Raw genomic sequence first — 16,576 nt, 5'->3', positions numbered from 1 at the left:
ACTTTAAAAGGTTGATAATTCCTGTTAATGGATTGGATTTTCCACTGGTAACTTAAATAACGGATTAAACGTTTATGTTCCCTTTGGGAGTAGTGGTTATACTGGAAGACCTTTTTATCCAAGATACCAAGTGTCCCTTTACGTCCATCTAGGAATGGTTGCAGAATCTTGGATGGTTTAATTTCTAGTTCATAAATACCAACCACTTTTTGTGTGTTGCTGTCTCTGGCAATACTTACTTCCCCTACATCAAACATCTTATGAAAGCTTTCAATATCTAATTTTTCTTTCCTTAGATCACTTTCGTCTAGGATTTGAATGGATTCTTTACTCATCATCACCCATAGGCTCGTTAAGGCACCGATTCTTTGCATGATTGCAAAACGATCTCTATTCTTAAAGGGTTCATTAGTAGGTTTTTTCTTTAAAGCTAGGGCTTGATCACTATGAAAACGAATATATCCATTTTCAGTTTTCGGAGTTACAATCCACATGTATGTGATCAAATCAAACAAGTCTGCCGTTAATTCATCTAGAGAATTAATTGCTGATTCAATTAAGTTATACCAAACGTCTTGCTTTTCTAAATAGCCTTCTTGTTTTACGAGTTCTGATGGTTTTAACTCAGCTAATCCACGTACAATACCTTGTTTATCTGTTATAGAACTTCGATACGTTCCGTCATTTGTTTCAATAAAATCATTCTTGTTCGTCACGATGTCTCTAAACATATAGTAGTCAACACCTGTGTTTGTTAATATATAGTTTTTATTTGGCATTAATTCTTGAATAGAATCTTCGGTTTTATACGATTCTCTAATCATGTCATGATAAGAACCATTTCCAACTGCGATTAGGGTGTCTTTATAATTATGAATTGCTTCACGAATCATCCTTAATGTTAAGGGTTTATCTGAATAGATTTCTTCCGTAATAAACGAGTAAACACGTTGAAAGATATTATTTTTTTCAGGGCTCTTTGTCCATTCTCCATGAGATTGCATTTGCTCGACAAATAATGGTTTACACTGTTCATAGAGAACATTCGATAGACTAGAGCCAGTTAATATGTATGTATCCGGTATTCGTGTAGACGTCATTTTTTCACAACCTCATTATTAGATTCATAGTTTATTATAACAAAGTGAGCACACTCTGGGACGAAAGTGTTCAAAAAAGTGCTCACTTTTTTATGGGAAGACCATTTTTAAGACAGATCTGTCTTAAAATGTGCTCACATACTCGGTCACATGTGTCCGAGTGTGTTTGAGAGTGACCATTATGTGATTAAAATTTACACTTATATAAATCCTCTAGTATAAACAATGGTATATAAAAGTTTTATAGAGTACTAATAGTTTATTGGTTAAATAGATAAGTGTTCATTACCTGAGCCCATTTTTTAAGACACATGTGTCTAGAAATTGAGTACTTTTTATCAATTGCTCACTCTACCCCAGCCACATGTGTCCGAAAAAAGTGTTCATTTCACAAAAAAAGTGAGCACACCTCAGCCAGATGTGTCCGAATATGTTTGAAAGGTAATCATATGTGATCAAGATTTTTACATATATGATTATACCCGTATAATCATTGATATATTGAGGTTTTATATAGGGATAATTTATAGGTTAACAGATAAGTATTCATTACCTGAGCTCATTTTTTAAGACACATGTGTCCAGAAAATGAGCACTTTTTGTGAAATGCTCACTCTACCCCAGCCACATGTGTCCGAAAAAAGTGCTCACTTTAGAAAAAAAGTGAGCACATCTCGGCCGCATGTGTCCGGAATCTCAATCCAAAGTAATAGGTTCTACCCTTGATATAACTAGAATAATGAGATGTCGCAATTTGCGAAGTTTACCGCAAAAAAGTGAACACACCACAGCCAGATGTGTCCAAAAAAAAAACATAAAAAAAATTTCAACCCTTGTGGCTCTAAGGCTGAGACCACCTCCAAAAGTGCTCACTTTTCTCTAAGAGAACGCCTTTTTGAAAAATCCAATTTAGTATACTTATCACTAACTAAATGTTTTATCGAAAAAAAGAGAATGAATGCAGATATTGTAATGTTAAATTTTTCGATAGATCTAGAGAGTGGGAGGTGTACAAGGTGTTCCAAGTTTCAAAAGAGAGAAAAGTAGTTTCAGTGATGGACGTTATTCAATTTATGACTCATGATAGTTTACTTAGGTACAAAAAAAAGGGATCGAAATTTGCAGATAAAGAAGTTAAACGATATGAAACTACGATTAATGCTGCATATAAAGGGTCTGTTTTCCTTTCATCTACAAAAGAAGACTTATCTAAAGGAAGAGGATATGTCGTCACTTCTTATGAAACGTTACATGAAAAGGTAGGACATGCCTCGCACTGGACACCGAACACCTTCCGTGGCGGCACATACTATAACTTTCAAAAACGAATCATTAAAGGTCATACAAGAGAAAATTTGAAACAAGTAAATGTTATAGGCTTTGATATGGATGTAAAGGATCCTGATCAAATCTATCGTCTCTATCTAGCTTGTGATGAACTTGGATTACCTCGACCGAATGTATTATTGGAAACACCAAGAGGTTTTCAATTTTTCTTTGTTTTAGCTACCCCTTTTTACGTACATAATCAGCAAAATTTTAAGTCACTTCGTGTAGCTGAACGTATCTTTGAAAATATACGTAGTGCATTGTTAGCCTATGCAAAAATTGATGTAAACTGTAATCCTTTTGGTTTTTATCGTATACCAAGTACAGACAACATACTAGATTTTCATGACGTTCCAGTTGATACAAACGAGCTAATATTTTGGTCTAAAGAGCATGATAAAAAGGCTTTTCAAATTGTTTATCAAAATGAAACAAAAATTACGTCATCTATGGCGGAGTGGTATCAAGTATTAATCCAAGCAAAAAAAATTTCACCTGGTCATTATGCAGCAAGCAGAAATAATGCTTTATTTACAATGGCCTTAGAAAATTACGCTGCTGGGAGATCTTTTGAAGATACATACAATGAATTAGATCAGTTTAATTCCAATTTACAAGCGCCATTAACTAAATATGAATTTGAAAGAACGCTAAACAGTGCGTATAAAGGAAAATATAAAGGCGCGAAGCGTTCATATGTAGAAGGTTTATTAGAGAATTGGACGGATGGAAGAGCAACATTTCAAGGAAGAGATGGGTGGTATAAGTTTAAAAAGGATCGGACGGATCGAAAGAGATCTCATTATGAAGAATGGGAAGCAGATATAATTACCTATTTAGAAGCTAAGACAAGCCCTGAAACGCCATTTTTAGAGGGATCTTTAAAGATGCTTTCCGAAACCTTTGGAATGGCAGTATCCTCTTTAAAAGAAGTATTCAAGCGCTCTAGTAAACTAAAAAAATATGTAATTGGTCAAGGGCGTGGAGCGATCACGAAATTGGCAAGCCGATCTATACTTTTTAAAAGACTATTATTACTACGTAAGGAACAAGTTAGAAATGCCCAAATAACATTTGCTGAACTTTTTCCTGAATTAAATCTATTTAAACACCAACTTGTCAGTCCATTTGTGGAAGCTAAGTTACTTTGGGATGAACTAGATCTCATTTATCGCGCTGGTACATCTCCACCTGCGCAAAATACAGGTTAGAATTAATAAGCCAGTCTGCCATTACATATCTATATTCTCCTTTGGTCGGGTTTTGTTGGTCACTTGTTATTTCTTTTGTACAATTCTAGCTACGGAACTTATGCTTAGTTAGATTGTATTGTGTGATATATACTTGAAGGTACAGGTAGTGTTAGTGGTTTATTACTTGGTAGATGAAGTTCGGTAAATGAAATTGTAGAGTTTCAGAGGAAGAAATTTATGATTACCTTGTTCTTGATAATGACTTTGTATAATTTTATTCATTCTGTTTATTGATTAATTATGTTAAATAGTTAGTTTAATTAACAATAATTTAATTGTGAAAAAGTGATTGGTGTTACCAATCTAGAAATAGATAGTGATTGTAGGGGTTTTTCTGCTGCACTTTAGTGGGATTTGCGTAAGGAAGAGGAATTTGAATTTTAAGGTAACTTTAATAGTAAATAGTGGCTTATTTACTAGATTTCATTTAATACACAAAACAAGGTTCTTCTACACTAGATGCAGCGCTTTCGTATGAATCTGTGGGCTCAGGAAATATTTAAGAACACACATTTTTGAAATATATTTTATTAAGTTTATTTTATATTAGTAGTTTTCAAAAAAATGATTAGTAATTTTTTAAAATAAAGATTATTTTAAAATCTGAAAGCGATATATTATATATTGAATCTTACTATATGGGAATATAAATGCGAGCTAGGAGGTATGGATTTGTTTTCAAAAATGATTGATCGTTATGCACTACGAAATTTTCATAAAAATATAAGTAATGTTTCACAATATACTCCTTTTCAGGAGCATGTTGAAGAAAGGAATAGAAAAGAGTTTTATAATACTTATTCAGTTCCAAATGTAACTTTTACTACACATAAAATCGAGGAAGGGTATAATACGGGATTTTTTGAATTTCAGAGTACTATCCCGGTAGGTGATACCTGTAACGACCTTGTTACTGGGGAATTTGTACAACAGGAGAATAAAGAACAACCAAATGTTATTTTTGTACATGGATGGAGAATGAAATCGAATGATCGTCTAATAAAAATGTTTCAACAACACATGAAAAAACATCAGTGGAATATGTATTATTATACTTTACCTTATCATTTGCAAAGAAAGCCATTTGAATCATCATTTAGTGGTGAATATATGGTGAGTGCAGATATTGAACGCACAGTGCAAGCAGTTAGACAAGCAGTTGTAGATTTAAGGTCTTTTATTCACTCAATCAAGGAAAGACAACAAGGACCAATCTTTGTAGTGGGTCTTAGTCTAGGCGGATTTATTACAAATTTGCTTGTTACTGTTGAAGAGCAGGTAGATGCAATGGTGTCTATATTTTATGTGAACTCTCTTGCACATACGATATGGAATACGGATCCAGGAAAATTTATCAAAAAAGAACTGTTAGAAAATGGAGTTCGATATCAAGAAATATCTAAACACTTAAAAATTATAGAAGCGAGTTTAGTTTCTCCGAAATTAAAACAGGATCGTATTTTATTACTTTCTGCTAAAAACGATCAATATGTAGATATTGAAGATGCAGATGTATTGTGGAATGCTTGGAATAAACCAGCAAGAACTATATACAATTGCGGTCATTCAGGTATTGTTCTTAAGCGAAATAAGATTGCGAGAGATGTTATGACTTTCTTGCAAAATAGAACAATGAGGTGAGAGTTATGGTCATGCTCGTCATTGTTTTAGGAATTATGGGGATCACTTTATTTTGGAAGAATTATCAAAATGAAGCGCTTCGTTGGTCTAGTTATTTAGCTTTCGTGGGTATGTTTGGTGGAATAGGAACTCTGATGGGCAGAGGGATGAATCGTCCAGAATATATTAAATTTGCAGATGCTTTTTTTACATCTACTTCACATTTTTTTGTTCCGTATACCAGTTTGATATTTGGGTTTCTTTATACGGGTATTATTAAACAAAATAAACTAAAAAGAATATGCAAAGTTTTATGCCTTCTTCCAGTAATATATATGTATTTCCATATCGAATACTATCCTGATTTTAAAGTGAATTTTAAAGTTATATCGACATGGGCCGTTCCATATATGTTTATATGTATAAGTTTATTGGCCTATACGGCATTGAAAGAAAATAACCCTAATATCAAGCAGAAAAGAATATTAACTTGTATATATGTGATACCGATGATTTGTATGTCGATGATCACAAATTTCATTTTGGAGGCATTAGGTGTTGTAGGAACTTGGGATTTTTTTAATCCTTTAATCATTGGAGTCCAATTCCTATTATTCGTCTATTATGGCATTCGCTATGGTATTCTAGGTGTTAAAATTAGAATCGAGAATGATCATAGTGAATTAATGGTTAAAAGCGCTGTTTCTGGTACAGCAGTTTTCAATCATACAATTAAAAATGAAATTGCCAAAATTGATTTCTTGATCGAACAATTAGAAGGAAAAATAGTAGAGAACGATAAAGAAACACTTAATAATATGAATTTAACGAAAAAATCAATTAATCATATTATGGATTTATCTACACGAGTTCAATCTCAGTTAGATGTTGTTGATTATAAAATTAATTTCTTCTGGATAAACGATGTTATTGAAGAAAGTATCTTTCTCTTAACACCGTTGCTAAGAGAAATAATCATTCATAAAGATTACAAACTCGATTATAAATTGAAAGGTGATTCAGTTCATTTTAGAGAAATGCTGTTAAATATTCTAAAAAATGCAATTGAAGCAATTAAGGGATCTGGAAAAATAACGATTAATGTCTATCGTGATAGAAAATATATATATGTTGATATTATTGACACAGGAACTGGTATTAGCAAAGAAAACATGTCTCTTGTGTTAAATCCATTTTTCTCTACAAAAGGAAAAGTTGATAGTTATGGGCTAGGATTAACGTATTGTTTTAATGTAATGCAGCGCCTTAATGGAAAGCTACTGATTAGAAGTAAGCTACACAATGGAACTGCTGTAATGCTCAAATTTCCGATTAAAAGAAAAGTTGATTTTCGGAGCATAGCATAGGCTAGAGGTGTTAATAATGAATAAAATTGGATTGTTAATTGTAGAAGATGATCCTGTTTGGATGGATTGTTTGTGCAAATTAGTAGAAAGAGAAAAAGATATAGTTGTTGTTGAGAAAGTATCAACTAAAGAAGCTGCCTTAAATGTTGATTGTACGAAATTTGATGTGGCACTATTGGATCTTTCGTTGACAGATAATGTTAAGAAATTCGAAGGAATTGAAATTGCTGATTATTTAAGAAGCAAGAATTTTTATAAAGTCATTATGTTAACTTCGTGGGAAGATAAAGATACCATACTCAATGCATTTGATAAAGGTGTAATGAACTACGTCGCAAAAAAGTCTTTTCGAGATATACCGAACGCAATAAAAGAAGCTTATCAAAATAATCATAGTCTTCATTCTGACGCTACAAACATTGTTTTATCTGAATTATTAAAAGAAAGAAGAATCAAGAAATTAACTAAAAGTGAACGAGAAGTGTACGAATTACATGAAAAAGGTTTAAAGAAAAATGAGATTGCTTCAATTTTATATAAATCAGTGGAGACAATAAAACTTCAAATTAAGAATATTAGAAAGAAAATAGAAAAATAAGCATTTTATTATACAATATTTGTAGCTGATTGGGGAGGGTTAATTTTTTAACCCTCCCCAAATTTTTTTCTACATGCTAACCTTATTTATAGAAATAAGGAGAAGTATAAGATTGATTATATGTAGTTACAAAAAATTATAATATGTTCACTTCCGCATGAACCTTAAGATTTTTTCATGAAAATAAATGGATTTATAAATGAAATTTTAAATTAAAATTTGGAATTATCTGGATTGTAAACGGATGTCTAATAATTATAGAACTATTAAAAAATGAGACAGTAAGAATCGTGTTGGAAGCACTCATCTTACAGTTTCCATAGCAAATAAGGGTTGCTAGGTAACTTTGTCTCATTCCAAAATTGCACATGAAAACCCTAGATTTTCATAGTCTATTTAGTTAGATTATGGGGGAAAGTAGTATATTTTTTCATAAAAATGATTAATCTTTTTATTGTGAAACATATACTTTTTGTGTACTCAGTAGGAATGAAGATAGCGCATTTACCTAGAAATAGGAAAATGCGCTATCTTTTTTTCACATCAGTTCATTCATAAAAGAATAAGAAGAGTTAAAGGTAATGTCTTCTCACCTTTATCAATGAAGGCACTCGGTTACGCTGTGGGTTGTTTTGACGAGTTGGTTCCTGAAAACCAACAACTCAAAATTAACCTTAGACGCAAGTCGTCAAGGGCGTGATGTGAGGTTGGGTTAAATGCCCGCACAATTAACCAGTATTCTATAACGAATGGTTATGTTACGTAATTAATTGATTAAACAAAAACCTCTATAAGATTAAACGTAGGAAACTTAATTTTATAGGTTTTTTCATTTATTTTCAATGATTTGAACGTGATTTTGTTTGATAATGATTGGTTAGAAACGCGATGACAATGCCTGTTTGCACATTCGAGCGATTAAAAGGCAACCATTTATTAGATTTTGTATAAGTTTCCCATACTTTTACGGGGGATTAATACAAAGATTTCATTCATCAAGAAAAACTTCAAAACAGGAAAGGCGTTATGAAGATGAGTATGAAACTCAGTCCACTGAAAAAGCAGGGCTATTTATTTTATCTAAAAGAGGATGAGTTATTGATTCTGGGTAAATGAGAAGTTATACAAAGTGTGCATTTGTTGAAATTGAAAGATAGTTTCATGCAAATACAAAATAAATGAAAGGAGAAATAATAAAATGGCAATACCAAAAGAAGTAACAAATAAGAAATATCGATTACGTTTTATTCGAAAAGCTACATCCGCGAAAGGAATGATAAAACCACTTAATGTCGTCCTCGAACTGAATGGTCAATTTACAGCAACACAGTTATTAATAGGGTTTTCTGAGTGGATGAAAAGAGAACCGAATAAGACTTTCATTGTAACAAATGCGAGTGATGACAACGCTACAGCCTTTACTGCGGATCAAGTTCAATATCTTGATGTAAAACCATATGGCACACAAGGTAACAATGATCGAATCTTGTTATTATCGAATCAAGAAACAAGTCGCTTAATACAATTTATGACCTCATGAATTGAATACATGTAATGATAGCAGCGTTTCATCGGTGCTTATTTATTTTGCTATTTAAGTTAGAAAGGAGAATTTTGATGTCGGAAACAATTAATTTAAAGGAACTAAAGAAACAAAAAGAAAAAATGGAAAAGTTGATGTCAGTATTAGGGGAAGAATATAACGAATGGTTATACCAGCAACATCAAAACTATATTGTGGAAAATAGTGAAAAAGCATTTGAACAATTATTGGTGTTAAAAGAAAAATTTTCTTCAACTAAACAAGAAGTAGATGTATTAGAAAATAAACAGTATGAAGTAAGAGAAAATGGATAAAAAGTAAATTAGGTTTGGTTCCTATTTAATTATTATTATAGGAATCTTATATTCATTCAGACTAAAGTAAAAGCCAAAAATGATCAGGCTAAGGTAACCTATAATTTTGATGGAATTAAAAATATTACAACAAAAGATGTTATAACTGCCTCAAGAAAGACTTTACCCGTTATTGGGCAGTTGACATACAGAGAGTGAAGTTGAGACTGCCAGTTATTAAAGGCGTTTCGGCAGGAGCTGGTACCCTAAAACCGAATTAAACAAAGGGAAAAGGGAACTATACTTTAGCTTCACATCATATGATAAATCTGAATCTCTTATTTAGCCCACTTGATCGGGTAAAATAGGGGATTTTGTTTTTTTCTCAAATGAAGAAAAGACTTTCATCTATCAAGTAATAGAAAAATATGTTATTTCGTCAGATTATATTGAGGCTATAGAAGATAAGAAGGATGATCCTATTATTCCATTAATCACTTGTCATTCAAATGGGACAAAAAGATGATTTGTAGGAGGGAATTTGTATGGATTTATTAAACACAACTGGTTTAGCAATTTTAAAATGGTTGCAAGGTGGTGGAATCGTAGGTGCTGCGATTGCACTATGTATCGGTGGGTATTACTTTATGTTAGGTGGAGATAGTGGACGACCGAAGGCCAAGGGGTGGTTTATTGGTGCTACGGTTGGTTTGATTGTTGTTATGGGTGCTTATGCACTAGCGCAAGGTATCAACAGCAACATTCGATTCTAAGATCAATAGTAAAAATCAAATCTGATAGATACACAAAATTTTGTGTATCTATTCTTTTTAATGAAAAGGAGTGAACTAAATGCTACAAGTAGTATTTACCCAATTGAATCATAAGATGTTTCAAAAATCTGAGAAAATCGATTTTATTGAAGCTGTACAGAAATCTGCAGAACTCGAAAAAGTCTGTCGAGAAGAAAAAAAGGAATTAGCCGGCCATTTCTATTTAATTGAAAAAGATAGTGATGGTTCGCCAATCTACACAGGAACGTTTCAGTTTGGATCCTATAAAGCCCCAAATCTTTACCAACATATTAAACAAAATCTTGAACAAATGAAAATCAATAAACAGCACGAACAAGATAAGTTAATCCTATTGTCTAAAATGGAAGATTGTCTTCCAGATATCTTTAAATTAGCAGAAAAAAATGAGCATGTTCATTTAATTGGTCTGGATCAAAGTAGAATATCAAAACTAAAAAAGTGGCAAAGACGTGCAATCTATTCAATTGCAGGGATTGTATCACTAACTTTAGTTGGAACAGCTACGTTTATGAGTTTAGTAATTAGCAATGGTAAACATGATGTACAGAAACAAACCAATCTAGTAAAAGAACAAACGAAAATAATAAATCAGTATGAACATGCGCTACTCGGTGATAATGCGAGTATACTAAATTATTTTGATAAACATAAAAAAGACTTAACAAAAGAGCAAATTCAGTTGTATGCCAAATTACTGTTAGATCAAAAAAAATACAAAGATGTAGTAGATCTCTATAAAAATGATGTGGGTTTCGTAGAAACATTGATCTCAACCAAAGGCAGTATCGATCAACTAAGAGAATATAATGCTAGTTTTCCTACAGATGAAGGGAAATTCGATTTATTGTTTGCAGATAAGAAATATGCGAATTTACTTAAGCTAACAAAGGTTGAAATGACTGTAAAAAGAAGTGAGATGAAAACATATGCTTATCTCAAAACCGGTAACATTCAAGGAGCAAAAAACGAGTTATTGAACAATAGTAATGAAGAATTAAAACAAAAAATTACCAAATTTGAAGACTTAACAAAGCAATTAAAAGATATAGATAATGCAATTTCCATATCAAAGGAAAGTAAAAAGAATGATGACGTCAAGAAACTAACAGATAGGAAAAATGAATTACAAAAACAATTAATGTCAATTTAAGTAATAAAAATTGTGCTTGTTATATGAAAGCTCCGTTTAATTTCTCAACATCAATTATTAAAGATGAATATGCAATGACTGACAAGGTGTTTATGGTTATATGTAAAAATTTGGTATTCATATTTCACGCAAATTTAGTGGACTAGGCAAGTAGATATATTACGTCAAATTACATCGACCCAATAAATTTGCATGTAGCAATAATTGATGTCACAAACTCGAACCTTGGTCTGATGATTAATAAAGAAAGTGCAGATAAACTCGTTTGGAATATACGAAGGTTATTGAGAGAAATATAAATTTTCATAATTCAAGATTTTATAATTTATATAGTCGTTAAATTCTGGGTAACCAAATGTTATCACACTGTTCCTTTTTTTGTTTATTGGCTATTACTAACAATTTCTATATTGAATTGCATCATCAGTATAAAACAAAAACTTAAGAAACTTGATATTATAGTTTCCATTTTGACATTTACAGAAGGAGAGCCTATGTTAAAATATTTTGAAAAAAAAAATACATTAATTGGTATTTGGATAGGGACTTGTTTAATTGTCTTATTTTTATCAACAATGGTTGGTAATGCTGTCGTTTCACTTTTACAGTCTTTAACTGACTTCGGTCATCCCCATACACCTCATCTTGAAGTAAAAGACTTTTTTTCGTTTCAGTTAAACATCTTTTTCTATTTATTATTGATGTGTCTTGCAATTTTTTGTGCAAGTATCGTAGTTTACAAGATTCGTTCGAACTTTGCTTCGTTAGAAAAAGGGCAGAAAGGGACATCACGGTTTACAACATTGGATGAATTACAAAAACAGTATCGAGCAGTACCTGAGAAAGAAGAAAAGTTCCCAGGTGGAGGAGGGATTCCAGTTTCTCGGTACCAGGATAAAATTTTTATAGATGATTCACCAGTAAATAATTTAATAATCGGGACAACTCGTTCTGGTAAAGGGGAAACCTTTGTCTTTTCAACAATAGATCTATATAGCCGTGCCGAAAAACAGGCGTCAATGATACTAAATGATCCAAAAGGAGAATTGCTTGCAGCTTCAAAAGATACTTTAGAAAAACGAGGTTATCATGTCGAAGCACTTAATCTATTAGACCCTCTACAGAGTATGTCTTACCAAATTCTTCAGTTAGTGATTAAACACTATAAACAAGGTAACTATGCTCAAGCACAACAAAGTGCAAACTCAGTTAGTTTTATGTTGTTTAATGATCCGAATTCGAAAGATCCATTCTGGCAAAATTCATCTATTTCACTTTGTAATTCCTTAATACTAGCAATTTGTGATAAATGTATTAAAGAAGGAAGAGAAGATCAAATTACAATGTATTCCGTTGCGAACATGTTAAATACGTTAGGTGGTAAAACAATCAAATATAATGATGGTTCAGAAGACAATGCACTAGATTTATATTTTAGAAACTTACCAGATGATAGTGCTGCCAAAATGCAGTATGCTACATCAAATTTCGCTTCTGGTAATACAAGGGGAGGGATTTTCTCAAATACATCCTCAAAATTAAGTATCTTTACAATTGATAACGTTGCAAAGATGACATCTAAGAGTAGCTTTGATTTAAAGAAGGTGGGATTTGGTCGAACAGTTGTTGGAACTTCAAAACCATTAACACGTATTAATATGGAGTTTCCAAATGGTGAAATAGAATCGATACGGACCGATGCAAATGGTAACTTTGAATTGAACTACACGAATACTATCGAAAATGGAGAGACAATTGTATTTAGAGAAAAGGAAAAGGATCGTTCATTAGATGTAATGATTACATCAATTGATAAAGAAGGAATAGTAGAATTTACTTGTGAAGGTGCGAGTGAAGTCATTCGAATTCAAAAAATCGACTCCTATCAAAAACCGATTGCTGTATTTATGATAACACCCGACTCAGATCCTTCACTTCATGTCATTGCTTCTCTATTTGTTACTCAACTTTATACAGAGTTATCCATTAATGCCTCTGTCACAAAGGGTGGAAAATGTTTGAGAGAAGTAGTTTTTATATTAGACGAATTCGGTAATATGCCAACAATTCCAAATATGGATACGAACTTAACAGTTTGTTTAGGTCGTGGTATTCGATTTAACTTAATTATACAAGCATATAGTCAATTAAAAACGAAATATGGAGATGCCTCGGAAACAATTGATGGTAACTGTAATAATACCATCTACATTCTAACAACAGACGAAACGACTGCAGAACGGATCTCGAAAAAATTAGGAGAAAGAACGATTACTACAAAGAGCCGTAGTGGTCATACGTTATCGCTCGATAAAAGTAAAACAGAGAGTGTAGATGGAAGAAGATTATTGACATCAGTAGAGTTAATGCAACTTCAAGAAGCTGAAACCGTTATTATTCGGATTATCAAACGGCAAGATTTAAATCGAAACCGTATTACACCTTATCCAATCTTTAATTCGAAAGAAACGGCAATGAAGTATAGATGGGAGTACCTATCTGAGGACTTTGATACGGACAAATCAATCAATGACATTGATATTCGTTGCTTGCATGCAGATGTGAATTTAAAGAAATTAATCATTAATTTTAACGGAAGTAATAGAAACCCTGTTGAGGAAGTATTTCAAGATTTAGATGAGAAACTTGGCCAATATGTTAAATCGAACCAAGAAGAACCTCACCAACCTGATACGTCAGATCCTGCAGAGCCTAAACTAACAGATTGGCGACAAATGGATATTCAAACGTTTTTCAAAGGTGATAGCTTAATTTCTTTCATTGAAAAACATGAAAGTGATATTCGGACTATGAATATTCTTGATTTTAATGATTTACTAGTCAATTTACGAGAAACGAATCAAATCAAGATGAATATCTATACGGCAGTGATTGATAAATACAAAGCTTTAATTAATGAATATGAAAATAGTTAACTACTGGAGGTAAGGAAAAGTGAAAAAAAAGATTAGCAAGCTACTAACAGCGATGATAGGGCTCTGTTTACTAACCATCATTTTAACAGCTTGCGGGAAGCCCCCTTTTAATGGAGAGGGAAAAATCATTAATATTAATGTAAAAGAGTATCAACAGTTTGTAGATGGTAAAAAAGACGGATTTGTTTATGTAAAGCGTCCGTTTCCTGAACAAGAAAAACGATATTTAGATCAATTAACTAAAATGGGGAAGGAAAAACATTTTAATGTTTATGTTATTGATGGTGGTTTAGATCTTTATAGCAAATATATTCATCAAATATCTAGAACGATTGTTTACTATAAAGAAGGTACCGTAAAATCTACTGTAGATCTTGAGAAATTTGAAAAAGAACAAGTAGATTTAGCTATCAATCAATTTCTTCAAGATGTGAAGGAGACTGAGTAATGAATGAAACGGTCCAAATTCTATTAAAATTCTCAGACCATCTAGAAATTTCAAATCCAATTAATTATATGTTTAGAATTATTGGATGGTTAATTATTAATGGTTTAGTTTGGTTAGTTGATTCACTATCGAATGTAACGGATTCCATTTTAAAGTTAAAATTATTTTTCACAGACAATCAAATACACGATCTAATTGATCTCTTAAAGCCATTATCGATTACGTTAATGGCTTTTTCTCTTTTATATTTAGGTTATTTAATAATGTTTCAAAAGAAAGTGAATCGAGAAGCCATTGTAGTGAATATCTTTATGGCTCTTGTTGTTTTTACAATTTTAGGAACAGGGATGGAAAAGACAAATAAATTTACAGACCAGGCAATTGAAGGTTTTGGAGTTTCAGGTACTCAATCCATTGCGAAACAAATTGTAAAGGACAACATAACGGATGTTTCGCAATACGATTTAACTTATTGGGAAACAGTGAATTTAGATAAACCAAATAAGATTCCAAAAGATAATATATTAAACATTTCGATAACAGAAACAATTGATAAAGATTTTCAATTTGATAATAATAAAGAATTGAGTCAAAACGGGCAGTATGTTTTTGAAAATAAACTTAGTTACGGAGATAGTGGTACACCAAAAGAAGTTGAATTAGATAAAGGATTGTTCAAGTTCGATGAAAATTATTACCGTTGGGATTGGAACTTTTGGACGATTGCGATCACGTTAGGGGTTATGGCGTTTACCATGCTGACAATTGCGATTAAGTTAGCTAAGTTATTTTTTGAATTAACATTCAATTATGTACTGGCTACCATCATTGCGCCAGCCGATATCCATTCAGGCCAAAAGACGAAACAAGTTATTCAAAATATCCTTAATATCTTTATTACAACCATCATAATATTTATGTCGCTTAAGATTTATACAATCGGAACTGGTTTTATTACGCAAAAACTTGATGGAATTGCCTATGTAATTGCATTATTCTCATTCTCTTTAGCTGTGGTTGATGGTCCAAATATCGTTGAGCGATTATTTGGAATTGATGCAGGTCTCAAATCAGGTTGGGGAGCACTTGCAGGTGCATATGGTGCTGCGAAAGGTATGAGTAAAGGAGTTAATGGTATTACAAGTTTAACAAAGTCTTTGGCACAAGGTGGTGCTAATACAGTTGCAAGTATGGCTGGTGCTGCGAAAGGACTATCATCGAATCAAATGAATTTATCAACTAATCAAGATTCTAATGGTACGATGAACAATCAAAATGATTTAACTCAAAATAGTAAAGATGACAAACAAATAAATGAAACAAATAACGAACAGGCTAACTTAGAAGCGAATGCAGGAATGGGACAAATTGCATCATCCCTCGAACAAGAAATGGATCAACAACAGGCACATGATAATCCAAATCAGCCAATCGGTCTACATGAAGAAATGAATGCAAGTGGTGTAAACAGACCGTCTTCTGAAATGGAAAACCAACCAGGGCATTTAGGGGAATCTACACCAATTGGTTTACATGAAGAAATGAATGCTAGTGATACAAATTCATTATCTTCAGAAATGGCGAACGAACCAGGACAATTGGGCGGCGAATCTTCACCAACTGGTTTACATGAAGAAATGAATGCAAGTGGTGATAATTCTTTAACTTCTCAAATGGAAAGCCAAGTAGGTTCAGTTGAAAATGCCTCAACTAATGGCCTACATCAAGAAATGGATAAAGAAAATTCAATCGCAAGTGTAAGGTCAGATGAACAATCCAATATCCAAAGTGGATTACAGAAAGAAATGAATAATAGTCAACCAGCGCAAACGACAAGTAATCATCTTTCATCGAGTGTTCGTACAAACGAGCCAATGAAAAATTCATCTGTTTCATCAAACCAAAACGGTCAACAAATAAGTCCAGGCAGTGCCAATATTCGTAAACCTATGCAAGAAACTAGACATGTTGGACAAGTGATAAGAGGTCGATTTACTCAAGCGAAACCTGTTCAAAGTGTTCAACGTTCATATAAGATAGGTGAAAATACTGGATCAGCGCTTCGTAATAGCATCGCAAATTATCGAGATAAACATCGAAATAGTCGAAATGAGGAGAGATAAT

Annotated in this window: 12 protein-coding genes and 1 pseudogene; 12 read left to right on the top strand and 1 reads right to left on the bottom strand. The window is 32.5% G+C overall.

The window, feature by feature from the left end; genetic code table 11:
- Positions 1 to 1,100: pseudogene (locus COJ46_RS22265) on the bottom strand (hypothetical protein); the annotation flags it as partial.
- A 1,016-nt stretch (positions 1,101 to 2,116) separates the two neighbouring features.
- Here COJ46_RS22265 and COJ46_RS22260 point away from each other — a divergent pair.
- From COJ46_RS22260 to COJ46_RS22205, 12 genes are all read left to right on the top strand, one after another.
- Positions 2,117 to 3,640: a primase C-terminal domain-containing protein gene (locus tag COJ46_RS22260; protein ID WP_176527977.1), complete on the top strand. Its 1,524-nt coding sequence runs from the start codon at positions 2,117 to 2,119 to the stop codon at positions 3,638 to 3,640.
- 708 nt (positions 3,641 to 4,348) lie between these two features.
- The gene (locus COJ46_RS22255) at positions 4,349 to 5,323 is read left to right on the top strand and encodes an alpha/beta hydrolase (protein ID WP_098566341.1); all 975 of its coding nucleotides are present in this window, start codon (positions 4,349 to 4,351) and stop codon (positions 5,321 to 5,323) included.
- Positions 5,324 to 5,328: 5 nt separating this feature from the next.
- Entirely contained in the window at positions 5,329 to 6,669 is a 1,341-nt protein-coding gene (locus COJ46_RS22250; protein ID WP_098566340.1) for a sensor histidine kinase, read from the top strand.
- Positions 6,670 to 6,685: 16 nt separating this feature from the next.
- Entirely contained in the window at positions 6,686 to 7,267 is a 582-nt protein-coding gene (locus COJ46_RS22245) for a response regulator transcription factor (RefSeq protein ID WP_098566339.1), read from the top strand.
- Positions 7,268 to 8,465: 1,198 nt separating this feature from the next.
- Positions 8,466 to 8,807, top strand: coding sequence for a hypothetical protein (locus COJ46_RS22240; RefSeq protein WP_098566338.1), 342 nt, complete (start codon positions 8,466 to 8,468; stop codon positions 8,805 to 8,807).
- Between the two features lie 77 nt (positions 8,808 to 8,884).
- Positions 8,885 to 9,124: a hypothetical protein gene (locus COJ46_RS22235; RefSeq protein WP_098119147.1), complete on the top strand. Its 240-nt coding sequence runs from the start codon at positions 8,885 to 8,887 to the stop codon at positions 9,122 to 9,124.
- Positions 9,125 to 9,467: 343 nt separating this feature from the next.
- A complete protein-coding gene (locus COJ46_RS25300; protein ID WP_098566346.1) occupies positions 9,468 to 9,629 on the top strand; it encodes a sortase domain-containing protein in 162 nt (53 codons plus the stop codon).
- Positions 9,630 to 9,648: 19 nt separating this feature from the next.
- Positions 9,649 to 9,876, top strand: a complete 228-nt coding sequence (locus COJ46_RS22225) for a hypothetical protein (protein WP_029715230.1) — start codon at positions 9,649 to 9,651, stop codon at positions 9,874 to 9,876.
- 79 nt (positions 9,877 to 9,955) lie between these two features.
- Positions 9,956 to 11,068 carry a hypothetical protein gene (locus tag COJ46_RS22220; RefSeq protein ID WP_098566337.1) on the top strand — a complete coding sequence of 371 codons (1,113 nt, stop codon included), beginning with the start codon at positions 9,956 to 9,958 and terminating at the stop codon, positions 11,066 to 11,068.
- A gap of 494 nt (positions 11,069 to 11,562) precedes the next feature.
- Complete coding sequence (locus COJ46_RS22215) at positions 11,563 to 14,004, top strand: VirD4-like conjugal transfer protein, CD1115 family (RefSeq protein ID WP_098566336.1); 2,442 nt, start codon at positions 11,563 to 11,565, stop codon at positions 14,002 to 14,004.
- A gap of 19 nt (positions 14,005 to 14,023) precedes the next feature.
- On the top strand, positions 14,024 to 14,452 hold the full coding sequence (locus COJ46_RS22210) for a hypothetical protein (protein ID WP_098566335.1): 429 nt from the start codon (positions 14,024 to 14,026) through the stop codon (positions 14,450 to 14,452).
- The gene (locus COJ46_RS22205) at positions 14,452 to 16,575 is read left to right on the top strand and encodes a pLS20_p028 family conjugation system transmembrane protein (protein ID WP_098566334.1); all 2,124 of its coding nucleotides are present in this window, start codon (positions 14,452 to 14,454) and stop codon (positions 16,573 to 16,575) included. Before COJ46_RS22210 ends, COJ46_RS22205 begins: the two co-directional genes overlap by 1 nt.
- Position 16,576 lies beyond the last annotated feature (1 nt).

This window comes from Bacillus sp. AFS077874 (genome assembly GCF_002566505.1).
Taxonomy (GTDB): Bacteria; Bacillota; Bacilli; order Bacillales; family Bacillaceae_G; genus Gottfriedia.
This window is presented reverse-complemented; position numbering and strand designations above follow the sequence as displayed.